Here is a 22,741-nt window from a genome sequence, read left to right as displayed (position 1 = left end):
GCCGGACGGCATGGGTGGGTTTATTTCAGATTAGTGGTAATAAAGCAGATACGGAGGCCGAAGCCCCCGTCAAAGACTTATTGAATCAATATGCGTGGAATAGCTTTTGGATCTCTTGCGGTTTTTGCGTTTGGGTTAATGCCAATTGCAGCAACACACGTGCTTTTTGTGGATTGAGTGAGCCGGATGCAACAAATCCATATTTGGTGTCATCAACTTCTGCATCTTCCGTGGTAGAACCAGTAGGCACACGGGATGAACGCACAACAGCAACCCCACTGTGTGCTGCCGTTGCCAGCGTGTCAAAAACAGAATGATAGAGGTTACCGTTACCAACACCGGCACTGACAATCCCTTTATAGCCATCAGCAATCAGCGCTTTAGCCGGTAAATCAGAGGCATTGGCATAGTTATAAATAATGCCAACTTTTGGTAATTCACTCAGTTTGCTGATATCGAAAGCGGGTTGTCTTGGCGCGGGTTGGTGCAGATAATTCACTTTACCGTCATAAATAGACCCCAAGGATCCGGTATTCGGTGACTGGAATGTCTGCACCGAGGTGGTATTGGTTTTCATCACATCACGGCCACTTAGCACTTGGTCATTCATCGCTACCAGCACACCACGTTTAGCTGAATTGGCGTCACTGGCGACGACCACTGCATTATAGAGATTCAGCGGACCATCTGCACCCAGGGCAGTTGCCGGGCGCATCGCCCCAACCATCACCACGGGTTTATCGCAATTCACCGTTAAATCAAGAAAATAGGCAGTTTCTTCCAGAGTGTCAGTGCCATGCGTAATCACGAATCCGTCTGTTTTGGCGCAATCGGCATTAATTTTTTTCGCCAACTTCAGCCAGACCTCGTCATTCATATCTTGAGAACCGATATTAACCACTTGCTCGCCCTGAATATTGGCGATTTTTTTCATTTCCGGCACCGCGTTTACCAGGGCATCAACCCCCAATTTACCGGCTTTATAGTTAGATTTAGTGGCTGAATCTCCGCCACCGGCGATAGTTCCCCCAGTTGCCAATAGGGTGATATTGGGTAGAGCAAAGGCCGAACCGCTGATCCCTGCTAAGATTCCGGCTAAAACAGTTAGCTTTATAGATTTCACATTATGACTCCGTTATTTATAAGCTAGTGAATTATGCGGAATATCCATACTGAAACTGTGACATTTGCTGCGCTTTAGGAATACATGGAGCTATTAACTAAAACCCCGTATGATTGCGCGTTTTTAGTACCGCCAAAAAGTGACGACAATGACCCAAACCTTTATTCCCGGCAAAGACGCCGCGCTGGAAGACTCAATCTCTCGCTTTCAGCAAAAGCTGAGTGACCTCGGTTTTAATATTGAAGAAGCCTCTTGGCTTAACCCGGTTCCTCACGTTTGGTCGGTACATATCCGCGACCGTGATTGCCCGTTGTGTTTTACCAACGGCAAAGGTGCCAGCAAGAAAGCGGCACTGGCTTCGGCTTTAGGTGAATATTTCGAACGCTTATCCACCAACTATTTCTTCGCTGACTTCTATCTGGGCAAAGCCATTGCCGAAGGTGATTTCGTTCATTATCCCAACGAGAAGTGGTTCCCGATCCCAGCAGATAACTTGCTGCCAGAAGGCATTCTCGATGAGCGCCTGCTGGCGTTTTACGATCCAGAGCAGGAATTGGTCGCCAGTGACCTGGTGGATTTGCAATCAGGTAACGCCAAACGCGGGATCTGTTCATTGCCCTTTACCCGCCAGTCAGATTTAGAAACCGTCTATATTCCAATGAATATTATCGGCAATCTGTATGTCTCAAACGGCATGTCTGCGGGCAATACTGCCAATGAAGCTCGGGTACAAGCCCTGTCCGAAGTCTTTGAACGTAAAGTTAAAAACCGTATTATCGCAGAATCTATCAGCTTGCCGGAGATCCCTGCTGCGGTGTTAAACCGCTATCCAGGTGTGGTAGAAGCCATTGCCAAGCTGGAAGAAGAAGGTTTCCCAATTCTCTCTTACGATGCCTCTCTAGGTGGCGCTTATCCGGTTATTTGCGTAGTACTGTTTAACCCGTCAAATGGCACCTGTTTTGCCTCATTCGGTGCACATCCTGACTTTGGTGTCGCGCTGGAACGCACCGTGACTGAGCTATTGCAGGGCCGTAGCCTGAAAGACCTGGACGTCTTTACCGCGCCGACCTTCGATGACGAAGAGGTGGCAGAGCACACCAATCTGGAAACCCACTTTATCGATTCAAGTGGCTTGATCAGTTGGGATATGTTCAAAGACAAGGCCGACTATCCATTTGTGGACTGGAGCTTTAAAGGCAGCACAGAAGAAGAATTCGCTACCCTGATGGCTATCTTCAAGCAAGAAAACGCCGAAGTGTATATCGCTGATTATGAGCATTTAAGTGTCTATGCCTGCCGGATTTTGGTACCAGGCTGGTCTGATATCTATCCTGCCGAAGATTTGCTGATGGCGAACAACACCATGGGTGTGCATCTGCGAGACAGCTTGCTGGCCCTGCCCGGCAGTGACTGGCAACCTGGGGAATATCTGGCGCTCATTCAGCAGTTGGATGATGAAGGGTTGGATGATTTCGCCCGCGTACGTGAATTGCTGGGTATCGCCTCGGGTAAAGATAACGGCTGGTATACCCTGCGTGTCGGTGAGCTGAAATCCATGCTGGCATTGGCTGGCGGTGATTTGGAGCAAGCACTGATTTGGGTTGAATGGACGCAAGATTTTAACTCTTCAGTCTTTACGGCAAAACAAGCGAACTATTACCGTTGCCTGCAAACCCTATTGTTACTGACTCAGGAGCCGGATCGTGAAGCGGCACAATATTACACTGCCTTTGTGAAAATGTATGGTCAGGAGGCGGTAGATGCAGCCTCAGCAGCCTTGGTGGGTGAGGCGCGCTTCAATGGCCTGTTCAGTGTTGATGAGGATCTAAAAGCCTTACCAGCTCATCAGGCACTACTAGGTGCTTATGAGAAGTTGCAAACTGCCAAACGCCGCTATTGGGCTAAAAGCGAGTAAACATTTTCTGCCAGCAAATAGCTAAATGCTAATCAGCAGAAAACGACCCACGGCGTTGTCTTTTGGCAGCGCCGTTTAATTTAGTACTGCAATTAATCCTGACGAAAATAAATACAAATCGCCGCGCTCAACAATTGTTTTTGTCATAAAAAAACGTTATTTTCTGACGCCGTAATAGCACCTTTAGACAAACATTATTTAGCGACCAGATAAAATAGATAAATAGGTGAATGAATAGTTAATTTTTAATGACGGATAATAATAAAAATAACTACAAATACCCCTTTTAGTTAACCTTCTCAACGGCTTTAAAACAGTCCAATCAAAATTATTTGCAAATCTTAAAATATTTTTTTAAATTAATAATCAATAAGTTAATCGCATCACCCCTATGTTTTATGGTGTTTCACAGCTAACTAAACTCGCGCAATATGATCCATATCAATTTTCACGCTATACTGCTTTGCTAGTATCTCGTTGTGCTTTATTAACCCTTAAGAGAGAGTTAGTGTGAAAGCTGACAACCCCTTCGATGCATTATTACCTGCGGCAATGGCTAAAGTAGCCGAAGATGCCGGTGTCTATAAAGCCACCAAGCATCCGCTAAAAACCTTTTATTTAGCGATTACTGCTGGTGTGTTTATTTCAATTGCGTTTGTTTTTTATATTACAGCGACTACCGGTACTGCTGGCGTGCCTTTCGGCTTTGCCAAGTTGGTTGGTGGTATTTGTTTCTCCCTGGGGCTAATGTTAGTGGTGGTGTGTGGGGGTGATCTTTTCACATCGACCGTACTCACAACTGTCGCTAAAGCCAGCGGCCGTATCACATGGCGTCAACTGGCATGTAACTGGGTTAATGTCTATATTGGGAATCTGTTCGGTGCACTATTCTTTGTGTGTCTTATTTGGTTCGCAGGCCAACATACTGTGGCAAATGGTCAATGGGGTCTGAATGTTTTGCAAACAGCCGACCATAAATTGCACCATACTTTTATTGAAGCGGTGTGTTTGGGTATTTTAGCTAACCTGATGGTCTGTCTGGCGGTATGGATGAGTTACTCCGGCCGTACCATAATGGATAAAATGTTCGCGATGATCTTACCGGTGGGGATGTTTGTTGCCAGCGGCTTTGAGCATAGCATCGCAAATATGTTTATGATTCCTATGGGTATTGTGATTAAAAATTTCGCTTCGCCTGAATTTTGGCAATCCATAGGATCAACACCTGAGCAATTTGCTCACTTAACCGTAAGTAACTTTATTATTGATAACCTGATCCCAGTCACTATCGGTAACATCATTGGTGGCGGATTATTGGTTGGGTTGACTTATTGGGTAATTTATCTGCGCGGTGACCAGCAACATTAGTATGTGGCCGCTACGTCTGGTTTTCGAAGAAATTAACATTAAAAGGTAGATGCATTATGACCGAACTTAATGAAAAATTGGCCAAAGCATGGCAAGGTTTTACCAAGGGTGACTGGCAGAACGGTGTAAACGTTCGTGACTTCATCCAGAAGAACTATACCCCTTATGAAGGCGATGAGTCCTTCCTTGCCGGCCCTACCGATGCGACCGACAAACTGTGGGCGCAGGTTATGGAAGGCATCAAACTGGAAAACCGCACCCATGCGCCAGTTGATTTCGATACCGACGTAGCTGCAACCATCACATCTCATGATGCTGGCTATATTAATAAAGATCTGGAAACCATCGTTGGCTTGCAGACTGAAAAACCATTGAAACGTGCACTGATCCCATTCGGTGGCATTAAAATGGTAGAAGGCTCTTGCAAAGTTTATGGTCGTGAACTTGACCCACAACTGAAAAAAGTCTTCACCGATTACCGTAAAACACACAACCAAGGTGTGTTCGACGTTTATACCAAAGACATCCTGAACTGCCGTAAATCTGGTGTACTGACTGGTTTGCCAGATGCCTATGGCCGTGGCCGTATCATCGGTGACTATCGTCGTGTAGCCGTTTACGGTATCGACTTCCTGATGAAAGACAAACTGGCCCAGTTCAATTCATTGCAAGATGATTTGGAAAACGGTAAAGACCTGGAAATGACTATCCAGTTGCGCGAAGAAATTGCTGAACAGCATCGTGCTCTGGCTCAAATCAAAGAAATGGCGGCCAAATATGGCTGTGATATCTCAGGTCCGGCAACTAACGCCCGTGAAGCAGTACAGTGGACCTACTTCGGCTATTTAGCTGCGGTTAAATCCCAAAACGGTGCGGCAATGTCCTTCGGTCGTGTATCTACCTTCCTTGACGTGTACATCGAACGTGACATGAAAGAAGGTAAGCTGACTGAAATTGAAGCGCAGGAATTGATTGACCATTTGGTTATGAAACTGCGTATGGTTCGCTTCCTGCGTACCCCTGAGTATGATGAACTGTTCTCTGGTGACCCAATCTGGGCAACTGAGTCTCTGGCCGGTATGGGCGTTGATGGCCGTACTCTAGTGACCAAAACCAGCTTCCGCTTCCTGAACACCCTGTACACTATGGGGCCGTCTCCAGAGCCGAACATGACCATTCTGTGGTCTGAAAAGCTGCCACTGAATTTTAAAAAGTATGCTGCTAAAGTCTCCATCGATACTTCATCTGTGCAATATGAAAATGATGATCTGATGCGCCCTGACTTCAACAACGATGACTATGCTATCGCTTGTTGTGTTAGCCCGATGATTGTCGGTAAACAAATGCAGTTCTTTGGTGCCCGTGCCAACCTGGCAAAAACCATGTTGTACGCAATCAACGGCGGCGTTGATGAAAAAATGAAGATCCAGGTTGGCCCGAAAGAAGCGCCAATGATGGATGACGTGCTGGACTATGACAAAGTCATGGAACGCATGGACCACTTTATGGATTGGCTGGCTAAACAATACGTTACCGCGCTGAACATCATCCATTACATGCATGACAAGTACAGCTATGAAGCTGCGCTAATGGCACTGCATGACCGTGATGTTTACCGTACTATGGCATGTGGTATTGCAGGTCTGTCTGTTGCGGCTGACTCCCTGTCTGCTATCAAGTATGCCAAAGTAAGCACCATCCGTGATGCTGACGGCCTGGCTATCGACTTCAACATCGAAGGCGAATATCCACAGTTTGGTAACAACGATTCACGCGTTGATGATATCGCTTGTGACCTGGTTGAGCGCTTCATGAAGAAAATTCAGAAGCTGCGTACTTACCGTGGTGCAGTGGCAACTCAGTCCGTGCTGACCATCACCTCTAACGTGGTTTATGGTAAGAAAACCGGTAACACCCCAGATGGTCGCCGTGCTGGTGCGCCATTCGGTCCAGGTGCTAACCCAATGCATGGCCGTGACCAGAAAGGTGCTGTTGCCTCTCTGACTTCGGTTGCTAAACTGCCGTTTGCTTACGCGAAAGATGGTATCTCTTACACCTTCTCTATCGTGCCAAATGCATTAGGCAAAGACGACGAAGTACGTAAAGCTAACCTAGCCGGTCTGATGGATGGTTACTTCCATCACGAAGCGTCCATCGAAGGTGGTCAACACCTGAACGTGAACGTAATGAACCGTGAAATGCTGTTAGACGCGATGGAAAACCCGGAAAAATATCCGCAGTTGACTATCCGTGTATCGGGTTACGCAGTACGTTTCAACTCGCTGACCAAAGAACAACAGCAGGATGTAATTACTCGTACCTTTACACAGTCGATATAATTCCCTGCCGCAGTAAAATGGCATAAACTTAAAGGCTCCACTTTAGTGGGGCCTTTATTCATCCAGCGTTGGAGAAATCCTGCTATGTCAGTACTTGGTCGTATTCACTCATTCGAATCCTGTGGCACTGTTGACGGCCCTGGTATCCGATTTATCGTATTCTTCCAGGGCTGCTTGATGCGTTGCCTGTATTGCCATAACCGTGATACTTGGGATACCCACGGCGGTAAAGAAGTTACCGTTGAAGAATTAGTCAAAGAAGCCATCACCTATCGCCACTTTATGAATGCCTCTGGCGGCGGTGTGACTGCATCAGGTGGCGAAGCTATTTTGCAGGCCGAGTTTGTGCGCGATTGGTTTCGTGCGTGTCATGAAGTAGGCATCCATACCTGTCTGGATACCAACGGTTTTGTACGCCGTTATGATCCGGTCATCGATGAGTTACTTGATGCCACAGATTTAGTGATGCTGGATTTAAAACAGATGGATGACAGTGTGCATCAGAATCTGGTGGGGGTATCGAATCATCGAACACTGGAGTTTGCCCGTTACTTGGCAAAACGTAACCAGAAAACCTGGATCCGCTATGTGGTGGTGCCGGGTTGGTCAGATGATGATAAATCGGCGCACATGTTAGGTGAGTTTACCCAGAACATGACTAATATCGAGAAAATCGAATTACTGCCTTACCATGAGTTGGGTAAGCACAAATGGGTCGCCATGGGCGAAGAATACAAACTGGATGGGGTGAAGCCCCCTACTACAGAGATCATGGATCGGGTGAAAGGCATTCTCGAAAGCTATGGTCACAAAGTAATATATTAAGTCATTACAGTTGCAAGCAGCTAATGGTGCGGCAACTTCAAACAAGAAGGGGGGCGTAGTCAGTTAATTAACGCATCCCCATAGATACCGCCAAATTGGGTTATGCCACTGGCGGTATTTTTTTGGTTGTTATATGGCAGCGTAAGGGGTCTGTTGTTTACCTGGCTTACGCAGCAACATCATCAAATACACTAAGGCGACAGCGGCTATCATGATAAACAGTAAATTATCGGAATAGCGCTGCATCAGCAGCGAGGTCATTGTCGGGCCGGTCAGACTACCGAGGGTATAACTCATCAGTAATGCCTGATTCATTGCCACTAATTCATCAGCGCTGGCCTTTTCACACGCCCAGGCCATGGCGACCGGATAAAGGGTAAAACCGGCACACCCCAGAATAAATAATGCCGGGGCCAAGGCATAATTACCTAAAATGGCTACACTGCCGAGGATGACGACAAACACTTGAATGCGCAGCACCAGTAAACGACCATAACGGTCCGCCATTTTGCCTATCGGCCATTGACCGATAATGCCTGAGCTAACCAGCAAAGCCATCCACCATCCAACGCTGGCATCACTCATGCCCTGATGCGATAAATAGAGCGGCAACAGGCCATAGAGCGAACCTAACAGTACCCCTGAGATAATGCAGCCATTAATACCCAGGCGAGCGCTACGGCGCTTAAGCATCGGCCAAATGGCAATGTGTGAGGACTCACTGCTACCCTGATGTGAGAAGTGGGCAAACAGCAGCGGCAGCATAGCTGTAATAACCAATGTACTGACCGAAGGGATAACATTGAGTAATTGCGTTGACACGACACCTAATAATAATTGCCCGGTGACGGTTCCCAGATAGTAGACCATCATATAAGCTGCCAGCAGTTGCCCACGGTTAGCTAACGTGCCGCTGCGCAGTAACGCACTTTCGACAATGACCCAAATCAGGGCGCAAGCCACGCCGGCCAAAAAGCGCCACCCCAGCCAACTCCAGAAATCCACTGATAGCATTAATCCGCAAGTCGCCAACGCAAATAAAAAACAGGCGTAATGGTAGCTGCGATTAAATCCAAGTTGCTGGATCAAGCGCCCCGCAATCAGTGTCCCAACCAGATTCCCACTAAAATAAGACGAGCTAACCATCCCCACCTGCCAAGTCGGCAATTGTTGATGGGATAACCATAAGGGAACCAATGTATTTAGCACTGCGATAGAAATCGTAAACAGCAAAAGCCCACAGAGCAGAAGCAGAACCGGGCGAGAATATGCGGACATAATAAGACAGGAGCCGTCGGGACGATAAAAGTGAGCGCATCATGCCACCGGCGATATAAAAGTCAATTACTGCGCGGGAGGGGATAGCACGATATGTTGGAAGCACCTACGAGCAACCTTCAGCCTTTACTCTGGCTATACGCCAAAAAGAAAAAGCGCCCTGGGGCGCTTTCTGCATATTGGATTAGTGATTAATCCGTATGTTATTAACCGATAAAGTCCAGGCCACCCATATATGGGCGTAATACTTCTGGAACCTCAATTCGGCCATCTGCCTGCTGGTAGTTTTCAATCACTGCAACCAGGGTGCGGCCAACCGCCAAACCAGAACCATTCAGGGTATGAACTAAACGGGTTTTTCTATCGGTTTTATTGCGGCAACGAGCTTGCATACGGCGCGCCTGGAAATCCCACATGTTAGAACAGGAAGAGATTTCACGGTAAGTATCCTGCGCTGGCAGCCATACTTCCAAATCGTAAGTCTTGCTGGAACCAAAGCCCATATCACCAGTACACAGCAGCACTTTGCGGTATGGCAGGCCCAGTAATTGCAGAACTTTCTCTGCATGACCGGTCAACTCTTCCAGTGCCGCCATCGAATCTTCCGGGCGAGTAATCTGCACCATCTCAACTTTGTCGAACTGATGCATACGAATCAAGCCACGGGTATCACGACCATAGGAACCCGCTTCAGAACGGAAGCATGGGGTATGGGCCGTCATTTTCAATGGCAGAGTGTCTTCTTCCAGAATCTCATCGCGTACCAGATTGGTCAGCGGCACTTCAGCGGTCGGAATCAGTGCATAGTTACTGCTATCTGACTCTTCTTCCAGCGGTTTGGTGTGGAATAAATCTTCACCAAACTTAGGTAACTGGCCAGTACCATACAAAGTGGCATGGTTAACCAGATAAGGAACATAAGCTTCTTGATAACCGTGTTTTTCGGTATGCAGGTCGAGCATAAACTGGGATAACGCACGGTGCATACGGGCTATTTGCCCTTTCATCACCACAAAACGCGCACCGGTCAGCTTCACTGCAGCAGCAAAATCAAGACCACCGGCCATTTCGCCCAGCGAGACGTGATCTCTCACTTCAAAATCATACTTACGCGGCTCACCCCAACGGCTGACTTCAAGATTGTCTTTCTCATCTCTCCCCACAGGGACAGAATCATCCGGCAGGTTAGGAATAGACAACGCCAGTAAGCGGATTTCGTTTTGCAGTTTGTCCAGCTCAGCCTTAGCCGCATCCAGCTTCTCACCCAGCGCATTCACTTCCAGACGTAATGGTTCGATATCTTCGCCACGCGCCTTGGCCGCACCAATCAATTTCGATCGGGAGTTACGTTCTGCTTGCAGACTTTCTGTTTCAACCTGTAAAACTTTGCGGCGCTCTTCTTGTTGGCGCAACATCTCAACATCAAGTTTAAAACCTCTGCGAGCAAGTTTTTCGGCGACTGCGTCTAGCTCATTGCGCAGCATATTGGGATCGAGCATGCTAGTCCTGTGCTTGTAGTTATAGAATGCCTTTCATCTTTGAAGTTGCAGCGGTATTAGCAGCGTTCTCTCACCCGAATCACTTACCTCAGTAAACTCATCGAGACTCGCTTACTTGCTGCCTACCTGCCACTTCAACTATTTTGGGCATAATGGTTATTAAAGGAGAATTTCATGACATAAGCGGTATAAACAGCCACTTACCATATAGCGCTAACCTTACCGCAACAGCAAGACTAGCGGTAGCGTTTTATCGGGCTATTTTGATCCTGCTCAGCCAACCATGCCAGCTTTTCACCGATTTTACCTTCCAGACCACGGGATGAGGGTGAATAGTAGCGAGTCGCGGCCATTTCTGGCGGGAAATAGTTCTCACCTGCAGCATAAGCATGCTGTTCATCATGGGCATATCGGTACTCCGCCCCAAGCCCCATCTCTTTCATCAGTTTGGTCGGTGCATTACGTAGGTGTTCTGGCACATCAAAGTCAGGCTTATCACGCGCGTCCTGCATCGCTGCTTTAAACGCGGAATAAACCGCATTACTTTTTGGTGCACAAGCTAGATAAACAATGGCCTGAGCAATCGCCCTTTCACCTTCTGCCGGACCGACTCGAGTAAAGCAGTCCCACGCTGATATAGCCACTTGCATGGCACGAGGATCGGCATTACCGACATCTTCCGAGGCAATAGCCAATAAACGGCGGGCGACATAAAGGGGATCCCCCCCTGCAGTGATAATACGCGCATACCAATATAGCGCCGCATCCGGGGCCGAGCCGCGAATGGATTTATGCACCGCCGAGATCAGATCATAATAACGATCACCTTTGTTATCAAAACGGGCGCTCCGCTCGCCAGACACTTCTTTCAGCAAATCAGGGGTTAATACTCGCACCCCGTTGGCATCTATTTCTGCCATATCTGCCATCATCTCAAGGCTGTTTAACGCGCGACGAGCATCACCACCAACCAGCTCCGACATCATGCGGCGGGTCTCGTCCGGCAGTTTGATATTCTGCCCACCGTAACCACGGCTGCCGTCTGACATCGCTTGATCAATCACTTTCTCGATATCTGCGGCGGTTAATGCCTTAAGCAAATAAACCCGCGCTCTGGAGAGCAATGCCGAATTCAGTTCAAACGAGGGGTTTTCAGTCGTAGCACCGATAAAGGTAATAGTGCCATCCTCAATATGCGGCAAAAAAGCATCCTGCTGGCTTTTATTGAAACGATGGACTTCGTCAACAAACAAGATAGTGCGCCGACCAGCATCACGGTTTTGCCGTGCGCGTTCGATAGCCTCACGAATCTCTTTAATACCGGAGGTCACGGCAGAAATGCGTTCCACATCAGCTTGGCCGTAACGACCAATAATTTCGGCCAATGTGGTTTTGCCCGTCCCAGGTGGCCCCCAGAGGATCATGGAGTGTAACTGCCCCGCAACGATTGCCCGTGGTAGCGGTTTACCCGGTGCCAGCAAATGTTGCTGACCAATATATTGATCCAACGTCAAAGGCCGCATCCGCGCGGCCAGTGGTTGAAACTCATTTTGGGAAAAGTCGAGGGACATATTACTCACGCAAACCTCACTGCCGCTGGTCGTCCAGCGTCACCCCTTTTGGTAGGGTAAATTTAAATTTGCTGGCGTCAGCCGAGCTATTTTGTTGGCCTTTCAGGGTGTAAGCACTGCGCTGCCCATCTTGCTCAACCGCAGTAAAACTCTTGATAGTCCCCGTCGGCGTAACCGTAATGGCAAATTGCTTCAGATTACCGCTGGCACTTTTAGGTGTCAGTTCAAAATCATCGCCTTTCTGCTTAACATTGTACTGTTTCCAGTCATCCGGGTTGTTGCGGGTAATCAGCATAAACGGAGTGTTACCGGTTGCATTCTTCAACCAGGTTGCCGTGGCCTGCTCAACAAAGGGGTTGTAGAACCACAAGGTTTCCCCGTCTGAGATAAGTACGCTTTCATCCGGTGAGGTCATATGCCAGTTAAACAGATTTGGCCGTTTCACCCATAGCTCCCCTTCACCTTCCTGCACCGTCGCGCCATCAGCGCTGGTCACTTTTTGCGAGAAATTAGCATGGAAACTGTTCACCTTACTCAGACGACCTTGCAAATCGGTACTGACATCCGCCAGAACTGAAGCTGAAATTAAACCCGATAACAGACAGCAAGCAACAAGCAGTTTTTTCATTATTCTAAATACCTTATAAAATTCTCTGATAAATACGGGGTTATGCTTCTTTGCATAAGGGCCGCAAAGCGGCCCTGTCTATACCCGTCATCTTTCAAGATGCAGGGGTGTTAGCTGCCATCACTCACCCAACTCATTGAGTTATCTCAACTCCTTGGGTTCATTTCGTTGCCGCCTACCTGCAACTCGAAATCTATTGGGTATATGTTAACTTCCTCAGAGCAAAATATGACTACTCATGTGGCGGCGGGGCCAACACTTCACGATTACCATTATGGCCCGGCGTACTCACAATCTGCTGGGCTTCCATCTGTTCGATAATACGTGCAGCACGGTTATACCCAATACGGAATTGGCGCTGCACGCCAGAAATTGACGCCCGGCGTTTCTCTAACACAAAGCTCACGGCCTGATCAAACAGTGGGTCCAGCTCTTCATCACTGTCCAATCCAAGACTACCGCCTTCCCCTTCTTCACTACCACTAAGAATGCTCTCAATGTATTGAGGACGACCTCGGGCTTTCCAATCATTAACCACGGCATGCACTTCTTGGTCACGGACAAAGGCACCGTGCACACGTACCGGAATCGAAGAGTTTGGTGCCATATACAGCATGTCCCCCATCCCCAGCAGTGATTCCGCGCCGCCCTGATCGAGGATAGTCCGTGAGTCGATTTTACTGGAAACCGTAAATGCGATACGGGTTGGAATGTTAGCTTTTATCAAACCGGTGATGACATCTACCGATGGACGCTGGGTAGCCAGCACCAGATGGATACCGGCAGCACGGGCTTTCTGTGCCAGACGTGCTATCAACTCTTCAACTTTTTTGCCCACTGTCATCATTAAATCGGCAAACTCATCCACCAGCACCACGATATAAGGCAGTTTCACCAGCATCGGCGGTGAGATGTCCATGCTATCGGATGGCTTCCAGAATGGATCAGGGATTGGCCGCCCCATAGCTTCAGCCTGAGCTACGCGCTCGTTATAGCCTGCGAGATTACGCACGCCCAGCGCCGACATCAATTTATAGCGCCGTTCCATCTCGCCGACACACCAGCGCAATGCATTCGCGGCATCCTTCATATCAGTAACCACTTCGGTTAGCAGATGAGGAATGCCTTCATACACCGATAACTCCAGCATTTTCGGGTCAATCATGATAAAGCGCACCTCATCTGGTGTGGCTTTATACAAGATACTGAGGATCATCGCGTTCACCCCAACCGACTTACCAGAACCGGTAGTACCGGCCACCAGCAAGTGTGGCATTTTGGCTAAGTCTGCCACCACCGGCTGCCCGGCAATATCTTTACCAAGCACAATAGCAAGCGGAGAAGGGTTATCACGGAATTTGGCACAGTCGAGCACTTCCCTCAGGTAGACCGTTTGACGATGCTTATTCGGCAATTCAAGCCCGACATAAGGTTTGCCCGGAATAACTTCCACTACACGCACAGCGATAGCTGATAGAGAACGGGCCAAATCGCGGGAAAGATTGGAAATGCGCGACGCTTTAACACCTGGAGCCAAATCCAACTCAAAGCGAGTAATGACTGGCCCTGGAGAAATACCCACTACTTCCGCTTTTACCCGATAATCACCTAAACGTGCTTCAACCAGACGAGCTGTTTGCTCTAAAGCAAACATATCAACTGGTTCTTCCTCCGCTGGCGGAGAAGAAAGTAAATCAAGCGTAGGCAGTGGTGTGGTCGGTTTAATCAACGGCTGATCATTACGCATCAGGAACGGGTGAATCAAGCTGTCCATTGCTGGCGTTGGTTGCACGGGGGCGACAGGTGGTACCGGTATTGTTGGCTCAACAGCAGACGGGGCTATTGCCGGAACATGTGCTGTTGTCGGTGCATAAGTAGGCGTTGCCGCAGACTGCGTATAGGGTGCTGGCACCGATGTGACTTGCCCTGAATGCGTTTGATGCACTGATGGCTGCTGATATTGCGCTGGTTGCTCAGGCGAAATAGCGTCTGGAGAAGCGACGTGGTCCTCTTCATCAACATAGGGAGAAAGCGTGAACAAGGGCTCACGAGGGCTATCATCAACAAGATCTGCGACCGGCGAGAATGTATAGGCGCGGCGGATATCAACAGGCTGCATTCCTTCTGCGGCACTGTTTTTGTGATGAGTAGAGTCTTCGTGATGAACAACGTCTTGGTGCTGAACCGCCCCATAACGATGCTGTTGTTGTGCTGCGAATGCCTGCCGTAATGCGGCTTCTTCTAAAGCTTGCTCATCTTCTGGCTCAGGGGCGGTGAACGTATTACCCCCTGCGTCTGATGATTGCTCGTAACGCTCGGATTGCTGGTCGGCAAACGCTTTACGCAAGATAGCCTGCTGCAACGCATCATCATCTGCTGATAGAGGCTCGCTGTCGAACGACGCTGCAGTAACCTGAGGATTTTGCGCTTCTTGTTCGCGTTGTTCCTGTTCCGCCATACGTTGTGAAGGCAACTTGATACCGTAAGAGGCCAACTCACGCCGCGTTGGAATACGCACAGGGTTAGGCCGTGGTAACTCAGGACCGATACCCTGTTTTACCTGAGAACCGGTGTCACTAGTAGCAGTAAATGCTGGCATAAACGTCGCTGCTGCACTCACAGCGGCGATGGCTGTTCCCGACAAACCGTGATGAGACAATGGGTTATTTGACAAGCTGCTATTGATCAATGGGTCACTAATCAGTGGATCACTGGCCGAACTTACTGCGGCCAAACCATCAAGGGCACGGCCAAAACCAGTGTTCGCATTAGGAACACTATCGACCTGATCACTATGGCGCTGTGCTGTTGAGAAATCGAACGGCGAATGGCTGACAGGTGCAGGTGGTACATCCCATGCCCCCATTTGTGGCTCTGGCCGCTCAACAGGCGTGGCAACGCGAGTCTGAACCGGTGATGGCGTCTCTTGCGGAATTTCAAACGAATATAACGGCGGTGTCGCTGTCGAGTTAGCCGTCATCGGTGCCGTGCTATGGCTGCTAACAGACTCGGCTATCACCCTAGGAGCAGGTTGATAGTCATCATCTGTTGCCCGCAGGCTGCTTAATAGAGGATCATAGTCGCCATTGGACCCCGGCGCTGGGGATAAGGCCGGCTCAGGCGCATTGGCGATGGCGTCGGTTGCTGATGGCGCGGAGAATAGCACGTCGTCATCAGCATGAGCCGCAGATGCCGCAAGTGCGGCGCTAGCCGCGCCTACTGCTAGCGCTTTATTTGAAGCCGCCCGCTGCTCTTGTTCAGCAACGTCGGAATCTTCAACCTGATAATCGTCATCTTCATCGTCATAGCGTTCTTCACGACGTGAGCGATTAGTCATAAATGTCAGTGAGCCTAAGACCACTCCGCCAATTTTCTCAGCAATGACCAACCATGACCAGCCGGTAAACAGCGTCAGGCCAACAGCCCAGATACAGAGCAATGTCAGTGTTGCACCGACACCATTGAACCACGGCAACATGGCATTACTGAACAAACTGCCAATTACCCCACCAGAGGCAAAGTAATAAAGATCGTCAACATTCAATGCGGCCAGGCCACATGACGTTAAAATCAGGGCTAATGTGCCAATCAGACGTAAAGAAAGAGCAAAGTAATCAACGTGTTCATTGGCATCGCGCTGACGGAAAGCCGCCCAGCACAATATCACCATAATCACAGGGATTGCGTAAGCCAAAACACCAAAGGTGAAGAACAGTGTATCGGCCATCCAAGCACCAATACCCCCACCAAGATTGTGGATAGGCTCATGCCATGCAGTTTGGGACCAGCTTGGGTCCGAAGGATTAAAACTGAGCAGCGCCGCCATCAGGTAGGCTGCCAAAATTGTTACCACAATCAAAACCGCCTCAAGTAAACGACGCCCGCTGCTGAGTTTTTTCAGGGTAACTTCTTTATCTTCTGTATATTCCTGGCTCAAGAAAGGCTCTCCAGGTTCCTGTTAACTGGTATGAGTGACAACGCCGAGAACCCTCCCGGCGTTGAAACTGTATGAATAAACAGGAGTGTAACCAAATTACTCAGGTTTTGCACCTGCCTGTTTACCGCGTTTTAATGACTAGGCGGTTACTCTGCTTCACTTCTTCCATGACCACATAGGTACGAGTGTCATTGACGCCCGGCAGGCGAAGCAAGGTCTCACCGAGTAATGTACGGTAAGCAGACATATCAGGTACGCGGGTTTTCAACAAATAGTCGAAATCGCCGGAAACCAGGTGACACTCTTGAATTTCCTCAAGATTTTTAACAGCGGCATTAAATTGCTCAAACACATCCGGAGCGCCACGATTCAGAGTAATCTCAACGATAACCAGCAGCGATGCATCCAAATACTGTGGATTAAGCAGTGCGGTATAACCTTGGATGAAACCCTGACGCTCTAAGCGGCGAACTCGTTCCAAACATGGTGTTGGTGATAATCCTACTCGTTTTGAAAGCTCAACGTTAGAGATGCGCCCATCCTTTTGTAATTCATTCAGGATGTTACGATCTATACGATCAAGCTCTTTCCCCGGGCGTTTTTTATTATCTATCATCTTATAGTCTCTCTTAATTTCCTTGAGTCTGTGACATGCTCTCATCGTGCTTATACTTCGAGCCTGCTACAGACAACGACCCGCAGCCTGTTTTATGCAAATATATCAACACGTTGTTATCTCACACCCTGTCTGTCCAACTGTATGCGAGGTACTCGATGATTATTAGCGTTGAGGAAGAGATAGCACATCACGAACCGCCGTAGAAACTCCCCCCTACAGTTGTTCGAGAACTTACTTCACACGCCATCCAGCATTAATCGAAAACGTTCCAGGGTTTTCGCTTGGCATCACTGATACCAAATCTGAAATTTATGGCGCGCAGATAATTTCTTCTTCCTATGATGTTTTCGCAAATGCACAGCCGATTGTCAAAGTAAAAGAAGTTAAATCAGTAGAACGTGCCAGAATTAAAATCCCAGAGTGTTTCCCTTAGCTATTTTTTCGTCCTAAATTTGCTATAAAATGGTGCAAAAAGGTGGTTTTGTGTCATGGCTATTTTTTGCTCAATCGGCTTGCAAGCCACATTTTTTATAGGGTCAAAGCTTTTCAGCGCGAATTGGCGCGTAACGTAAAAATTAATTTGGGTCCAATTTGCCCGCAGCCTGACGTCACTTCACCGCTAACTGCCGATTCTTAATACATTTAGTTCATTAAATAGGCATCACCTATCAAACAAATCGCTAACAACATTTTTGTCTGCTTTTTTTAATGCCCAATTTTCCCTACAATCGCTAACATTGTCCGCCATTGTGGGAAAGAGGTATTCATGAGCACGGCTAAACATAGCAAATTGATTATTCTGGGTTCTGGCCCTGCGGGTTACACTGCGGCGGTTTATGCTGCACGCGCCAACCTGAAACCTGTATTGATTACCGGAATGGAGAAAGGCGGTCAGTTAACCACCACTACTGACGTGGAGAACTGGCCTGGTGATCCTGAAGGCTTGACTGGTCCTGCTCTGATGGAGCGGATGCATGAGCATGCAGAAAAATTCCAAACAGAGATTCTATTCGATCATATCAACTGCGTTGATTTGCAAAACCGCCCATTCCGCCTGTTTGGTGATGGTGCTGAGTACACCTGTGACGCGCTGATTATTGCTACAGGGGCTTCTGCCCGCTATCTGGGAATGGCGTCAGAAGAAGCCTTCAAAGGCAAAGGGGTCTCTGCCTGCGCGACTTGTGATGGTTTCTTCTATCGGAATCAGAAAGTGGCGGTAGTCGGTGGCGGTAATACTGCGGTTGAAGAGGCGTTGTATCTGGCGAATATCGCAGCTGAAGTTCATTTAATTCATCGTCGTGATAGCTTCCGCTCAGAGAAAATCCTGATTGATCGCCTGATGGAAAAAGTAAAAAACGGCAACATCGTATTGCACACTGATCGCACCTTGGACGAAGTTTTGGGTGATGATATGGGTGTCACCGGTGTCCGCCTTAAATCCACCAAAAACAGTGAGACAGAAGAGATTGCTGTTGCTGGCGTCTTCATTGCGATTGGTCACAGCCCAAATACCGCCATCTTTGATGGTCAGTTGGCACTGGAAAACGGCTACATCAAAGTTCAGTCAGGTCTGCAAGGCAATGCCACACAAACCTCCATTCCGGGTGTGTTCGCTGCGGGCGATGTTATGGACCATATTTATCGCCAGGCAATTACCTCCGCCGGTACCGGCTGTATGGCGGCACTGGATGCAGAACGCTATCTGGATGGGCTAGTAAACGATAAGTAACGATTCCGCATGGGGATCCAAGCGCTATGTGGCGGGTGGTTTACGATAAGTGAACCACCCGTTTTTTATTTTCACTCGCCCGCATCCCAATTAAAAACAGTAAATTACTCCTGTTGTGGAATGCGGCGACTATCACAACCTAATGGTTTCACCTCTCGTCATGACAAGGTAATATTGCCTTTCGCGAGTTTGCCACCGTCAACGGTGACAGACACTTTTTGATATTTTCTAGCTCCCTGCGCAGATAAATTGCCTGATGAATAAAACAAGACAGTATGAGTTGATTCGTTGGCTGAAAAAACAAAGCGCCCCCGCGCAACGTTGGCTCCGCCTGTCCATGTTACTTGGCCTCCTCAGCGGGTTATTGATCATCGCTCAGGCATGGTTACTGGCCACCCTGCTGCAATCTCTGATTATAGACCAACTCCCCCGATCGGCATTGACTGCTGATTTTTGGCTACTGGCCGGAACCTTTGCATTGCGCGCCGTGATCAGTTGGTTGCGTGAACGGGTGGGATTTATCTGCGGAATGAAAGTTCGCCAGCAGATCCGTAATGTCGTTTTAGACCGATTAGAACAGCTCGGCCCTGCGTGGGTGAAAGGTAAGCCCGCGGGCAGTTGGGCAACCATCATTCTGGAACAAATTGAAGATATGCAGGACTACTACTCCCGCTATCTACCACAGATGTATCTGGCCGTATTCATTCCATTGCTTATCCTGATTGCCGTCTTCCCTATCAACTGGGCGGCAGGTTTGATCTTGTTTGTCACCGCGCCATTGATCCCGCTGTTTATGGCACTGGTCGGGATGGGTGCCGCCGACGCCAATCGGCGTAACTTTGTCGCACTGGCACGGTTGAGTGGCAACTTCCTTGATCGCTTACGCGGATTAGACACGTTACGGTTATTTAACCGCGCTAAAGCAGAAACCGACCAAATTCGTGATGCCTCAGAAGATTTCCGCCGCCGCACCATGGAAGTGCTGCGTATGGCATTCTTATCTTCAGCCGTATTAGAGTTTTTCGCCGCCATCTCTATTGCCGTGGTTGCCGTCTACTTTGGTTTTTCCTATTTGGGTGAACTGAATTTTGGTAGTTATGGTTTTGGCGTCACCCTGTTTGCGGGTTTTCTGGTATTGATCCTGGCCCCTGAATTCTTCCAACCGCTGAGAGATTTAGGCACGTTTTACCACGCAAAAGCTCAGGCAGTTGGCGCAGCAGAATCGCTGGTCACATTTTTGAGTAGTGAAGGCGAAGCGATTGGCCAAGGTGACCAAGTGCTGACAGGTAACCAAGCTATCACCCTGGAAGCCGACCAACTGGAAATTCTGGCCCCTAATGGCACCCGGTTGGCCGGACCGTTGACGTTCTTATTACCCGCAGGCAAACGCGTTGCCATTGTTGGTCTGAGTGGCGCAGGTAAAAGTTCATTACTCAACCTGCTGCTGGGCTTTTTACCCTATCGCGGCTCACTGAAAGTGAACGGGGTTGAATTACGCGAACTGGAAGCACCAGCGTGGCGTAGACAATTAAGCTGGGTTGGCCAAAACCCATATTTGCCGGAACAGACGCTGGCGGCCAACATTTTGCTGGGCCAGCCAGATGCGTCACACAGCCAATTACAACAGGCGGTGGAGCGTGCCTATATCAATGAATTCCTGGCTGATTTGCCACAAGGGCTGAATACTGAAGTCGGCGACCATTCTGCACGTCTCTCCGTTGGGCAGGCGCAACGTGTTGCCGTTGCCCGCGCCTTACTGAATCCGTGCCGCTTATTGCTACTGGATGAACCCACCGCCAGCCTTGATGCTCACAGTGAACAGTTGGTGATGAAAGCACTAGAGGAAGCCTCTCGCAGGCAGACGACGCTACTGGTTACCCATCAGTTAGAAGATACGCTGGGTTATGATCAAATCTGGGTAATGGATAGTGGCCTTCTGATTCAGCAAGGTGATTACTCCACCCTCAGCCAGTCTGACGGTTCATTTGCCAATCTGCTGTCCCATCGCAGTGAGGAGCTTTAATTATGCGCGTACTTCTTCCTTTTTTGGCGTTGTATCGCCGCCATTGGTTCCTGATTTGTCTGGGTATCGTGCTGGCAATTGTCACGCTGCTGGCCAGTATCGGCTTGCTGACATTATCCGGTTGGTTCCTTGCGGGTACCGCCATCGCTGGCCCTGCTGGATTATATACGTTTAACTACTTACTACCGGCAGCCGGTGTCCGAGGGGCCGCAATTACCCGTACGGCGGGCCGCTACGCAGAGCGAGTTGTCAGCCATGACGCGACATTCCGTGTACTGGCACATCTGCGGGTCTTCGCTTTCCAGAAGATCCTACCACTCTCCCCTGCCGGTATTGCCCGTTTTCGCCAAAGTGAACTGCTGAACCGGTTGGTCGCCGATGTTGATACCCTCGATCATCTCTATCTGCGCGTCATCTCACCGCTGGTGGCCGCCATCGCAATTATTGCTGCCGTGACGTTTGGTTTAAGCTATCTGGATGTCAATCTGGCCCTGACACTCGGTGCAATTCTGCTGGGGTTATTACTGCTCGTCCCATTGATCTTCTACCGTGCCGGTAAGCCCATTGGTCGTGACCTGACGGACCTGCGTGGTCTTTATCGTTCGCAACTGACCTCTTGGTTACAGGGGCAGGCAGAGTTATTGGTATTCGGTGCGTTGCAGCAATTCCGTGCCTCGTTGCAGGATATTGAACAACGCTGGATGAAACGCCAACAACAGCAAGCATCCTTGGCTGGTTTAGCGCAGGCGCTAATGATTCTGGCTACTGGCCTAACGGTCACGCTAATTTTATGGCTCGCCGCTGAAGGTATTGGCGGGAATAATCAACCAGGCGCATTACTGGCGCTCTTTGTTTTTACCTCTTTAGCCGCATTTGAAGCCTTGCTGCCGGTGGCTGGTGCATTCCAACACTTGGGGCAAGTTATCGCTTCCGCAACCCGCGTTGCGCAATTGATGGAACAACAGCCTGAAGTGACATTCCCGACCCATGGTCCAGAGGTGACCGCACAGGTGGCGCTAGAAGTGACAGGGTTGAGTTTTACCTACCCACAGCAGCCTTTACCCGTTTTGCAGAATATATCGCTGTCACTGGCCGCAGGGGAGCATATTGCGCTACTTGGGCGCACGGGCTGTGGAAAGTCCACACTGTTACAATTATTAACCCGGGCCTGGGATGCCAGCCAAGGCAGTATCACGCTTAATGGGGAACCATTGGCCAATTATGACGAAAATACCTTGCGCCAAATGATGACAGTGGTCAGCCAGCGGGTACATGTCTTCAGCAGTACGTTACGTGAAAATCTGTTGCTGGCTTGCCCTACGGCATCTGATGCACAGTTGAAAACGGTTTTGGAACACGTCGGGTTAGCCAACTTACTTGATAACAGTGAGGGACTGAATGCCTGGATGGGGGATGGTGGCCGGCCACTCTCTGGCGGTGAACAGCGTCGTTTAGGAATTGCCCGTGCCTTGCTACATCCAGCGCCTCTTTTGCTACTTGATGAACCTACCGAAGGGTTAGATGCTGAAACAGAACAACAAATTCTGGCTCTGCTGCGCCAACACTGTCAGCACAAGAGCCTGATCATGGTCACTCATCGTTTATACGGTCTGGAATATATGGATCGAATCTGCGTGATGGATGGTGGCAAGATAGTCGAGCAAGGCAATCACCACAGTTTATTGCAACACAAAGGGCGCTATTACCAATTCCATCAACGCCATTGAACAGTGGGCTGCGTGAATTGTGAATGAGTCACCTGATGCGAGCAGGTAATTAGCATAATTCGCGCTAATATGAATAAAAACCACTGAAGAAAAAGTGGTATTCATTGTTATTTATTATACCCAGCGAACTGAGCGTAACAGCTAACAACGCTGTGGCTTC

Annotated in this window: 14 protein-coding genes; 7 read left to right on the top strand and 7 right to left on the bottom strand. The window is 48.9% G+C overall.

What is annotated here, in order from left to right:
- Positions 1-85 precede the first annotated feature (85 nt).
- On the bottom strand, positions 86-1,123 hold the full coding sequence (gene ansB / locus V2A84_RS04880) for an L-asparaginase 2 (RefSeq protein ID WP_083158435.1): 1,038 nt from the start codon (positions 1,121-1,123) through the stop codon (positions 86-88).
- Positions 1,124-1,271: 148 nt separating this feature from the next.
- Between ansB and ycaO the strand changes: the two genes are divergently transcribed.
- The 4 genes from ycaO to pflA all read left to right on the top strand — a co-directional run bounded on the left by ycaO (position 1,272) and on the right by pflA (position 7,570).
- On the top strand, positions 1,272-3,038 hold the full coding sequence (ycaO, locus tag V2A84_RS04875; protein WP_083158434.1) for a 30S ribosomal protein S12 methylthiotransferase accessory factor YcaO: 1,767 nt from the start codon (positions 1,272-1,274) through the stop codon (positions 3,036-3,038).
- A gap of 510 nt (positions 3,039-3,548) precedes the next feature.
- Positions 3,549-4,406: a formate transporter FocA gene (gene focA, locus V2A84_RS04870; RefSeq protein ID WP_050084953.1), complete on the top strand. Its 858-nt coding sequence runs from the start codon at positions 3,549-3,551 to the stop codon at positions 4,404-4,406.
- A gap of 56 nt (positions 4,407-4,462) precedes the next feature.
- On the top strand, positions 4,463-6,745 hold the full coding sequence (gene pflB / locus V2A84_RS04865; RefSeq protein ID WP_083158433.1) for a formate C-acetyltransferase: 2,283 nt from the start codon (positions 4,463-4,465) through the stop codon (positions 6,743-6,745).
- Positions 6,746-6,829: 84 nt separating this feature from the next.
- The gene (gene pflA / locus V2A84_RS04860) at positions 6,830-7,570 is read left to right on the top strand and encodes a pyruvate formate lyase 1-activating protein (protein ID WP_083158432.1); all 741 of its coding nucleotides are present in this window, start codon (positions 6,830-6,832) and stop codon (positions 7,568-7,570) included.
- Positions 7,571-7,699: 129 nt separating this feature from the next.
- Here pflA and V2A84_RS04855 read toward each other — a convergent pair whose 3' ends face one another.
- The 6 genes from V2A84_RS04855 to lrp all read right to left on the bottom strand — a co-directional run bounded on the left by V2A84_RS04855 (position 7,700) and on the right by lrp (position 17,099).
- Positions 7,700-8,848, bottom strand: a complete 1,149-nt coding sequence (locus tag V2A84_RS04855; protein WP_442848634.1) for an MFS transporter — start codon at positions 8,846-8,848, stop codon at positions 7,700-7,702.
- A gap of 206 nt (positions 8,849-9,054) precedes the next feature.
- Entirely contained in the window at positions 9,055-10,347 is a 1,293-nt protein-coding gene (gene serS / locus V2A84_RS04850; protein ID WP_083158430.1) for a serine--tRNA ligase, read from the bottom strand.
- 236 nt (positions 10,348-10,583) lie between these two features.
- The gene (locus V2A84_RS04845; RefSeq protein ID WP_372569320.1) at positions 10,584-11,927 is read right to left on the bottom strand and encodes a replication-associated recombination protein A; all 1,344 of its coding nucleotides are present in this window, start codon (positions 11,925-11,927) and stop codon (positions 10,584-10,586) included.
- Between the two features lie 7 nt (positions 11,928-11,934).
- Entirely contained in the window at positions 11,935-12,546 is a 612-nt protein-coding gene (lolA, locus tag V2A84_RS04840; protein WP_083158429.1) for an outer membrane lipoprotein chaperone LolA, read from the bottom strand.
- A gap of 232 nt (positions 12,547-12,778) precedes the next feature.
- Positions 12,779-16,483 (bottom strand): DNA translocase FtsK 4TM domain-containing protein, encoded by a 3,705-nt coding sequence (locus tag V2A84_RS04835; RefSeq protein WP_442848633.1) that lies wholly within the window; start codon positions 16,481-16,483, stop codon positions 12,779-12,781.
- A gap of 121 nt (positions 16,484-16,604) precedes the next feature.
- Positions 16,605-17,099, bottom strand: coding sequence for a leucine-responsive transcriptional regulator Lrp (gene lrp / locus V2A84_RS04830; protein ID WP_005184714.1), 495 nt, complete (start codon positions 17,097-17,099; stop codon positions 16,605-16,607).
- Positions 17,100-17,868: 769 nt separating this feature from the next.
- Between lrp and trxB the strand changes: the two genes are divergently transcribed.
- From trxB to cydC, 3 genes are all read left to right on the top strand, one after another.
- A complete protein-coding gene (gene trxB, locus V2A84_RS04825; protein WP_083158427.1) occupies positions 17,869-18,831 on the top strand; it encodes a thioredoxin-disulfide reductase in 963 nt (320 codons plus the stop codon).
- 256 nt (positions 18,832-19,087) lie between these two features.
- A complete protein-coding gene (gene cydD / locus V2A84_RS04820) occupies positions 19,088-20,854 on the top strand; it encodes a heme ABC transporter permease/ATP-binding protein CydD (protein WP_442848632.1) in 1,767 nt (588 codons plus the stop codon).
- Between the two features lie 2 nt (positions 20,855-20,856).
- Positions 20,857-22,581, top strand: coding sequence for a heme ABC transporter ATP-binding protein/permease CydC (gene cydC, locus V2A84_RS04815; protein ID WP_083158425.1), 1,725 nt, complete (start codon positions 20,857-20,859; stop codon positions 22,579-22,581).
- Positions 22,582-22,741: the final 160 nt, after the last annotated feature.

It is taken from the genome of Yersinia sp. 2553 StPb PI, from assembly GCF_052217105.1.
Lineage (GTDB): Bacteria > Pseudomonadota > Gammaproteobacteria > Enterobacterales > Enterobacteriaceae > Yersinia > Yersinia enterocolitica_E.
The sequence above is the reverse complement of the archived record's forward strand: the minus strand, read 5'-3'. Positions and strand labels throughout refer to the sequence as shown.